The organism is Paratractidigestivibacter sp. (genome assembly GCF_052362415.1).
Taxonomy (GTDB): Bacteria; Actinomycetota; Coriobacteriia; order Coriobacteriales; family Atopobiaceae; genus Paratractidigestivibacter.
Genome location: NZ_DAWEMK010000140.1, coordinates 1,220 through 3,715, shown reverse-complemented (window position 1 = coordinate 3,715; position 2,496 = coordinate 1,220). Strand labels below are relative to the sequence as shown.

Genomic DNA, 2,496 nt, shown 5'->3' with positions numbered 1-2,496 from the left:
GCGGCCCTCGTCGAGGATGACGATCTGGTCGGCGTCCATCACGGAGGCGACGCGCTGCGCGATGACGACCTTCGTCACGCCGGTGAGCGCAGCGAGGTTCGCGCGGATGCGCGCGTCGGTCGCCATGTCCACGGCGCTCGTGGAGTCGTCGAAGATGAGCACGCGCGGGCGCTTGAGCAGGGCGCGCGCGATGCACAGGCGCTGCTTCTGGCCGCCCGAGACGTTGACGCCCCCCTGGCCCAGGTCGCCGTCGAGTCCGCCGATGCGGTCGAGGAACTCGTCGGCGCAGGCGGCGCGGCACGCGGCGAGGAGCTCCTCGTCGGTGGCGTCGGGATCGCCCCAGCGCAGGTTGTCGCGAACCGTGCCCGAGAAGAGCACGTTCTTCTGGAGCACGACGCCCACCGCGTCGCGCAGCGACGCGAGGTCGTAGTCGCGCACGTCACGGCCACCGACGAGGACCTCGCCCGAGGTCGCGTCGTAGAGGCGCGCGATCAGCTGGACGAGGCTCGTCTTGCCGGAACCTGTGCCGCCGAGAATGCCCACCGTGGAGCCGGCCTCGAAGCGAAGGTCCACGTCCTCGAGCACGCAGCGCTTGGCGTCGGCGCGGTACTTGAAGTCGACGTCGCTGAACTCGACCGAGCCGTCCGCGACCTCGCGAACGGCGACGTCCGCGGGCGCGGACTCGATGGCGGGCTCCTCGTCGAGGACCTCGCGCACGCGCTCGATGCTCGTCAGCGCTCGCGCAAGCAGCAGGAAGACATTGGAGATCATCATCAGCGAGTTCATGATCTGCAGCACGTAGCTCATGAAGCCGGTGAGCGTGCCGACCTGGAGCTCGCCCGAGAGGATCATGTTGCCGCCGACCCACAGGAGCACCGTGGCGGACACGTACATGGACAGCTGGAACACCGGGGTGTTCATCACCGCACCCGAGAACGTGCGCGTGGCGGTGTCCGCGAGCTCGCCGTTGACCTCGCCGAAGCGCCCGGCAACGTGGCCCTCGCGGACGTAGGCCTTGATCGCGCGGATCGCGGTCAGGTCCTGCTGGAGCTCGTCGTTCAGCGCGTCCATCGTCCGCTGCAGCACGCGGTAGAGCGGCGCGACGTGCCGCACGATGAGCGCGAGCGCGACCGCGAGGAACGGCAGCACGACGAAGAACACCACGGCGAGGCGCGCCGACATGACGCAGCTCAGCACGAGTCCCATGACGAGCATGATGGGGCCGCGCATCATGGGGCGAAATCCCGTGACGATGGCGTTCTGGATGACGGTCACGTCCGTGGTCATGCGGGTGACGAGGCTCGAGGTCTCGAAGCGGTCGAGGTTCTCGAAGGCGTAGGACTCGACTGCGGAGAACTCCTCGCGGCGAAGGTTCGCGCCGAGGCCCATGGCCGCGCGGGCGGAGTAGCGGGCATAGCCGCGGCCGAGGACGAGCGCGGCGGCGGCGCAGCCGACCATCGCAGCCCCGCGCGTCCACACCACGGCGACGTCGCGCGCGAGCACACCGTCGTCGATCACCGACGACATCAGCAACGGGATCGCGAGCTCGAGGCACGTCTCGATGAAGATGCACACCGCCGCGAGCGCCACGTCCCGGCGGTACGGCCCGAAGCTCCGGGCAATGAATCGCAGGTCAGACAAAGCGTTACTTCTTTCTACGTTCAGCAAAAACCGCCCCGCGGACACGTCGCGGGGCGGCCGGATGACAAAAAGGGACAGTCCCTTTTCGTCATTTTCCGCCTGATGATAAAAAGGGACTGTCCCTTTTCGTCATTTGTCATTTACAGCAGACGGAGCGAGACTTCCTTGAGCTGCTTGGCGCTGACCTCGGAGGGCGCGTCGCTCATGAGGTCGGAGCCGGAGCTCGTCTTCGGGAAGGCCATGACCTCGCGGATGGAGTCGGAGCCGGTGAGCAGCATGCAGACACGGTCGAGGCCGAGCGCGAAGCCGCCCATCGGGGGCGCGCCGAACGCGAGGGCGTCGAGCAGGAAGCCGAACTGCTCGCGGGCGCGCTCCTCGGTGAAGCCGAGCATCTTGAGGATGGCCATCTGCATCTCGGCGTTGTGGATACGCATGCCGCCGCCGCCGGCCTCGAAGCCGTCCATGACGAAGTCGTAGGTGTAGGAGCCCACGGCCAGCGGGTCGGCCATGATCTTCTCGGGGTCGGTCTCGGTCGGCAGGGTGAAGGGCTGGTGCTCGGCCTCGTAGCGCTTGGTCTCCTCGTCCCAGTGGAACAGCGGGAAGTTGACGACCCACAGGAAGTCGTGGCCCTCGCGCGGGAGCTCGAGCGCGTCGGCCATGTGACGGCGCATGCCGCCCAGGATCTCGTCGGCGTGTAGGCGGGACTCGACGGCGAACATCACGAGGTCGCCGGGCTCGACGCCCATCTCGGCGCGCAGGGCGGCCATCTCGTCGTCGGAGAAGAACTTGACGATGGGGCTCGTCACGGAGCCGTCCTCACGGAAGGCGATGTAGGCCAGGCCCTTGGCGCCGAAG

General features: G+C 67.9%; 2 protein-coding genes. Both read right to left on the bottom strand.

The window, feature by feature from the left end; all coding sequences use genetic code 11:
* Nucleotides 1-1,641, bottom strand: a 1,641-nt coding sequence (locus ACT84W_RS09910; protein WP_444329093.1) for an ABC transporter ATP-binding protein, incomplete at its 3' end; no start/stop codon positions are given.
* A 140-nt stretch (nt 1,642-1,781) separates the two neighbouring features.
* Nucleotides 1,782-2,496, bottom strand: a 715-nt coding sequence (locus tag ACT84W_RS09905) for an amino acid--tRNA ligase-related protein (RefSeq protein ID WP_444329092.1), incomplete at its 5' end; no start/stop codon positions are given.